This window comes from Amphritea pacifica (assembly GCF_016924145.1).
Lineage (GTDB): Bacteria > Pseudomonadota > Gammaproteobacteria > Pseudomonadales > Balneatricaceae > Amphritea > Amphritea pacifica.
This window is the reverse complement of record NZ_JAFFZO010000021.1, coordinates 88164-94818: the sequence shown is the minus strand read 5'-3', so window position 1 is coordinate 94818 and position 6655 is coordinate 88164. Positions and strand designations below refer to the sequence as shown.

At 45.3% G+C, this 6655-nt stretch carries 5 protein-coding genes; 2 read left to right on the top strand and 3 right to left on the bottom strand.

Annotation, left to right across the window (positions count from 1 at the left end; genetic code table 11):
• Together JW499_RS13435 and drt3b are read left to right on the top strand one after the other, a co-directional pair.
• The coding region (locus JW499_RS13435) for a transposase (RefSeq protein WP_205210119.1) at positions 1-242 on the top strand (242 nt) is incomplete at its 5' end.
• The gene (drt3b, locus tag JW499_RS13430) at positions 215-1720 is read left to right on the top strand and encodes an antiviral reverse transcriptase Drt3b (RefSeq protein WP_205211090.1); all 1506 of its coding nucleotides are present in this window, start codon (positions 215-217) and stop codon (positions 1718-1720) included. The genes JW499_RS13435 and drt3b, both read left to right, overlap by 28 nt.
• A 589-nt stretch (positions 1721-2309) precedes the next feature.
• Here the strand turns inward: drt3b and JW499_RS13425 are convergent.
• The 3 genes from JW499_RS13425 to JW499_RS13415 all read right to left on the bottom strand — a co-directional run bounded on the left by JW499_RS13425 (position 2310) and on the right by JW499_RS13415 (position 6655).
• Entirely contained in the window at positions 2310-3242 is a 933-nt protein-coding gene (locus JW499_RS13425) for a sensor domain-containing diguanylate cyclase (RefSeq protein WP_205211088.1), read from the bottom strand.
• A 223-nt stretch (positions 3243-3465) separates the two neighbouring features.
• Positions 3466-4299: a CHASE domain-containing protein gene (locus tag JW499_RS13420; RefSeq protein WP_205211087.1), complete on the bottom strand. Its 834-nt coding sequence runs from the start codon at positions 4297-4299 to the stop codon at positions 3466-3468.
• A 286-nt stretch (positions 4300-4585) separates the two neighbouring features.
• Entirely contained in the window at positions 4586-6655 is a 2070-nt protein-coding gene (locus tag JW499_RS13415) for a bifunctional diguanylate cyclase/phosphodiesterase (RefSeq protein ID WP_205211086.1), read from the bottom strand.

Genomic DNA, 6655 nt, shown 5'->3' with positions numbered 1-6655 from the left:
GGTTGGCGAGCCGAATAGTTAAGCGCTATTTGGAAGTATTTTTCTTGCCAGCCTATTCTCCAGAACTCAATCCTGACGAGTATCTGAATTGTGATCTGAAGAGCATGTTGCACAGTGGTGCAGCGATCCGAAGTGTGAAAGAGCTGAAGAAGAAAACACGATCATGCATGTTGACGCTACAAAGAAGACCCGCGCGGGTTAAAAGTTACTTCAAATCACAGCATATAAAATACGCGGCTTAGACGATGTATTTATCCGCCGGGTTAATATCTTTAATTTTTACGAATCTGATGAATATCATGATTGCGAGGGAAGGTATAGTTTTTTATCAAAGCTTGATATCTCGAATTGTTTTGATTCCATTTATACCCACTCGATAGCTTGGGCTGTATACAGTAAAGAATATGCCAAAAATAATCTTAGTCAAACTAAATCAACTTTTCCAAATGTTTTTGATAGTTTGATGCAGCAGCTTAACTATAATGAGACAAATGGAATTGTAATTGGTCCTGAATTGTCTAGAATATTTGCCGAAATTATACTTCAAGCTATTGATAATGATATTGTCTCAGACTTGGAGGGAAAGAGCGTTTTCTTTGGGGTTGACTACCATGTATTTAGGTATGTTGATGACTTCTTTGTTTTTTATAATGACCAAGAGGTTTTCTCTAAAATAAAGTCTTCAATTAGTCTTTGTTTGACAAAATACAAGCTTAACCTGAATAAAAGTAAAGAGTACTTTTTTGATAGGCCTGTGATAACACCTATCACAATAGCAAAAAAGAAAATTGCTGATCTTTTGTCAGATAAGCTGAAATATAATATAGAATATGTAGAGGGAACTAAGGAAATTGAGAAAGCTAGTTTGTATTTCAGAAAGTCAAGTTTAATTACAGACTTTAAATCTATCCTCCATACGTCAGATGTTTCATATGGGGATATACTCAACTACACTCTTTCTATATTAGAGAAAAAAGTAAGAAAGATATTGCTTGTTTATACTAAGGTTCCTGAAGGTGAAAATGTTGATAAACAACTTGTAAGTGCGCTAGTTAGTTTAATTGAATTTTCATTCTTCATATATTCAATGTCTCCAAAAGTTAATGGAACCATTAAGCTCTGTAGGATTATGCAGCAGATTATTCTGTTTGTTAATGATCGCACTCTGGGGATTGAATACCGTGATGTAATATTCCGTTCTATATTTAATGGCTCTTGTTCTGTATTGGAAGACATAAAGGTAGGAAATGAAACTCCAGTTGAGACATTGTACTTGCTTGTTTTAATGCGTCAGCTAGGTAAGTTCTATTGGCTTGATGAATTTTCCTTGTGCAAATATTTTGGGATTGTAAAAAGCTCTAAGGGCATTAATGTTGAAAAAGATTTAAACTACTTTTCTATTATTGTTTTGCTGTTTTATATAGAGAATAAAAAACGGTATGATTTTTTAAAAGAGCCAATTGAAGAATACGTTTTGCAAAAATATGCACAAAAAAATTCGATAATAAACATTGATAGTGAAATCACACATATGACTCTTGATTTGATTGCGTGTCCATATGTGAGTAATAAACTCAAAGATGAAATTTTAGAAAAAAGTGATGTCCCTAAGGCGTGTCGAAAAAAAGTTATCAGCTATTGCTCGACTTGGTTCACTAAGTGGTCAGGGTACAATTTCGCTAAAGAGCTAGACGCTAAAGTGAGCCAAGATGTATACTGAAAAGAGCGCATCGTGCGACTTAATGGCTGTTTGCAGCTCACACACCAGCGCGCATGGGTAGACATTGTCCTACGCATGGAGATGTATGCCTGAGTGGTCCGCATGAGCCGCTCGGTCTCGGCAGTTCTACCAGACGTGAGGTGAGGCGAAAGCTAAGTCGCATGGAGGGTGGGGCTGCCTAGACTCTCTTATATAACCTTTGCTTGTATGACACATAGTTCAGATAAACCTTCCCTCCCTGATTTTGGCTCTGATAGAAAAGAAGCTAAGGTGCGCATGCTAACCCCTGAAGAGATCGTTCAGTTACGGCAGGACATGGCCGAATCCTCAGCTTGGGCCAGGGCAGAACTCAAACGCCGACGAGTAGCAAAAAATCAAAAAAAAATCTTAGCATGGTATAGATGATGGTATTGAGAATGTGCTACTTTATAAGTTGCTATTATATAAGCATTTTTTCTTCTAATTTACATTAGAGTGGGAATGATCACACTGACGAACTGGAAACGTCTGAAGCCCGCAATCGCGGGCTTTTGTTATTTAGAGATGGATATAATCATGTTGCTCATCGGAGGCACGTCAGGCGCGCAGTTTAATCCATCGACTCATGCTTATTAATCATTTTAGAATTAAAAGTGACAACCGAATTACCGCCGTTTTGTTTAGCTGTGTACATGGCGATATCTGCGTTGCGGATCAGTGAGCTTTGATTTTTTCCATGATCAGGATAGAAAGTTAACCCGATACTGGACGAGTTTTCTATGCTATGACCCGTAATAATAAAGGGACTGTTAAGAACGAAACGGATCTTTTCGGCGGTTAAAACAGCATCGTTTGTCTGATTAATAACGGGTAGTAGCACCAAAAATTCATCGCCCCCGATACGGGCTACTGTATCGGATTCACGGATACAATCCTGCATCCGCTTAGCAACTTCCTGAAGTAACAGATCCCCGACTTCATGACCCAACTGGTCGTTGACCGATTTGAACTTATCCAGATCAACAAAAAGCACAGCAAGATGGTGCTGATCCCGCTTGGCTAAACTAATTGCTTGTTCAATCCGGTCGGCAAAGAGCATGCGGTTGGGGAGTCCGGTGAGGTGATCATGCTGTGCCATGTGGGCACTCAACTCCTGAGCTCGCTTGAGTTCAGTAATATCGGTAAAGTTGAGCAGTAGTTTTGATCCCGCCCATGAGCTTAGCAATTGCACCTGTTTGGTTGTGTTGTTTTTGCAGGTTATCAGAGATTCAAATGGCGGCATATGCGAACCTGAGGCTCTGGATTGTTCAACTTCAGCTTCCCATTCAGCCACGATACGGTTGCGGTAATCGTTGTCAGGGTAGGCTCTGGTGTGCCATTGAGTCAGGCTGGGAATATCTCTGGTGGTATAACCAAACATCGATATAAACTCTGGATTGACATATTCAATCTCGCCACGCTGGTTCGCCCAGCCAACCGCCACTGCCGATGAATCCAGAATAGCCTGCAGTGTGGTTTCTGTTTCCCTATACTGTCTGGTCATCTCCTGCGCGATTTTCTGCGCCCGTACGCGACCATCAATCAACAGCCACAAAATCAAACCGGATAAACAACTTCCTAAGGTTCCGGAAATCAGTACGAGGTCAGCACCGTTGTTTTCAATTCGGTCATAAAAACTTTGTGACGCCTGGGTAAAGACAGTCCATCGGTGTCCGGCTATCTCTATCTGTTGTGTCGACCGATGAGTGTTATCTTCTCGCTTGTTGTCAAAAGGAAAGCGCTCTCTGCTGGCATCTGAATCGTACATAAGAGTGTCGGCGCCCGTCAAAGATTTCAAGGTCGATATCATGGGCTTGCTCACCCTGAATACCTTCCATCAGGTCATTCATACGAAAAGGGGAGTATACCCAGCCGATGATATTGGCCCGCCGGTTGCTAAGCGTATCGTGAGGAAGACCATTGTGGTAAACGGGAACATAGATCAGAAATCCAGCCTGCTCTTGTTTGCCAGATTCCTGAACCAGCCTGACCTTCCCCGACATTGCCGGACTATCGGTGTCGCGGGATCGTTCCATCGCTTCTCGCCGCACAGGCTCAGAGAACATATCGTAGCCAAAGGCTCTGAGGTTTCTGTCGGCCAGGGGTTCAAGGTAGACTATGGAGGTGTAAAGATCGCGCGCTCCCTCCGGACGTATATTGTATTCAGGAAACCCCTCCGCCCGCACGGCAGATATGTGCGGGTTCTTCATATCCGGTGACAAAATAAGGGAAAAACCGACGCCCTGAATGCCCGGGAAGTTCTCTTCGAGATGTTGTGCATTGACGAAACTGTGGTAATCAGCACGGCTCACGGTTCTGGATGCATCGTACAGTCCCCGGGCACTAAACAGCACCTGCTGATATGTGGACAGGCGGTTCTCAATATTGATGATCGCTTCCCGAACCCGGAAGTCGAAATAGTCCTGATAGGCTTTTTTTGTGTTGGTGGTTGTTTGATGCCAGATGACAAGGTTTATGATAATCAGAATAAGCGTGACCAGAGCTGGCAGGCTGCGAACCAGTTTTAACCGCTTGGCCTCTGTATCAATGATGTTTTTCATTATGAAGTTACATCAGTTTCAAAGTCATAAAAAACCTCAACCAACTATGGAATTTAAATGGCCAGGGGACGGGATATCCTATGACACTCATAGTGTGTAGTTATATTAGTCATCTTAGCCGCTATATGGAAATAGCCCGCTTGGTTTCTATAGAGAACAGTATCTTAGTTTCAGCGTCTCTGGTTAAGCGACCCACGGTTGCTATCTGGTATTAAACTGATAATTAGTCGGGTGTAGAGGCTTGAGGATGAGCATTACCCCTCTTATCAGCTTGCGGCTTTCATATTCATGACTCGGAAGGGGCTGCCGCCTGTTGTTCGATCAGGGTCTGTGTTGCTTCGGCTGGCATGGGGTTCCCCAGATAGTAGCCTTGAACCTGTCCAGAGCCGAGTGCGGTAAGGATGCGGGCCTGTTGCTCATTTTCGACACCTTCTGCAGAGATGTCGAGTTGCAGTGCTTCGCCGATGGCGATAATAGCCCGGATCAGCGCCTGGCTTTCAGGGGTTGAGTTGAGTTGTGCGACAAAGCTGCGATCAATTTTGATGCGGGTGAAGGGAAACGTGTGTAGTGAAGAGAGTGATGAATAACCGGTGCCGAAGTCGTCGAGTGACAACAGGAAGCCTGCACTGAGCAGTTGTTGCATACGGATGCGAACCTGATCCGCGCTGTCGAGGAGTGCGCCCTCAGTCAGTTCGAGTTCGACATTGCCGGGTTCTATTGTGGAGGCGTGTAGTATCGATATGAGTCGTTCAATGGCTGCATCGCTTTTCAGTTGATACCCAGAGAGATTTACGCTGATTTTCAAATTGGGCTTCAGGTGTTTCCATTCCTGTAGTTGGCGGATAGCTTGCTCCAGCACCCATTCACCGATAGGGATGATCATTTCGGTGTCTTCTGCAATAGAGATGAACTCCGCAGGGCTGACGCAGCCCAGTGTCGGGTGATGCCAGCGTAGCAGTACTTCGAAGCCGGTGAGTTCCCGGTCATTAGCGTTAAACAAGGGTTGATAGTGCAACTGAAACTGATGTGCTGCCAGTGCATCGTATAGGTCGTTCTCGACCCTGAATCGTGTATCGATATCGGCGGACGTCGATGGGCTAAAGATACAGAAGCCGTTTTTGCCATTCTCCTTGGCTTCGTACATGGCGATATCGGCGTTTTTGACCAGAGCCTCAGCGTTAAGAGCGTGTTCAGGGTAAAGACTAGCGCCGATGCTGGCGGTTACAAAAACGCGATTATCCTGTAGTTGGTAAGCAGGTGCCATTAGCTTGACCAGCCGCTCACACAGCTGTTCGATCTGGTTCAGCGTTACGTTGTGTTCGACAATAATAGCGAACTCGTCTCCGCCCAGGCGACAGATGGTGTCCTGCTCGCGAACCCCTTTTTTAAGTCTTTGCGCAACCTGGCACAACAGCATATCCCCCATGTCGTGCCCGAGGGTGTCGTTGATTTTTTTAAAGCCGTCAAGATCAATGAACAGGACTGCGCATTTCGTTTTGTGCTTGTTGGGTTGGTTAACAGCGCGTTTTAATTGCTCTTTAAAGTGATGGCGGTTGTTCAGTCCGGTGACATTGTCGTAGTAGGCCAGCTGGTTGAGCCGCTCTTCTGCATTACGGCGCTGGCCCAGCTCTTCTTTCAGTCGCACATCATGGCGCTGTAGCTGCCCCATCATCCGATTAAAGTTGAGAGCCAGCTTACCCACTTCATCGAGTGCGCCGATAGTGGCGCGCAGACTGAAGTCCTGTTCATGCTGCACTCGTTGTGTCAGTTCAGAAAGATGATAAAGCGGCGAGGTGATGCGTCGAGCCACTCTCTTCCAAATCTGTTGTGACAGAAGCAGGGTGATGATGATCGCGGCGATGCTGAACAGCAGGTCGAATATCAGACTGTTTCGCAGCGGTTCCAGGCTGTGCTCCAGGGCGAGGCTGCCGATTGTTTGGCCATGCAATATAATGGGTTTATATAGAAGAATACTGCACCAGGAAAACTGCATACTGTATGCGGCGTTGGCTGTCGCTGACGATATTGGCTGGCAGTCGGGGAGTCCCTGAGCCTTGTAGTCTGCCAATTGTGTATTGTCAGGCAGGAAGATAGCTGCACGCAGGATATTGGGATCACCTTCCAGAGAGGCGAGTAGTTCAGATGCATCCCGTTGATCGTTAAAAAGTATCGCGGCTTCGCTGTTGCGGCCGAGCACATCAGCGCTGACCTGAACTGCTTCGACCAGTAACTGGTGTTTACTCAGCGTTTCGTAAATCAGCGTACCCAACATCAGTACTGCCAGCGCCAGTGAAGTAATAAAGACGCCGACGGTGGTCAGTTGTTGACGAATTGACTGGCTGGTACGTTTGCGCAT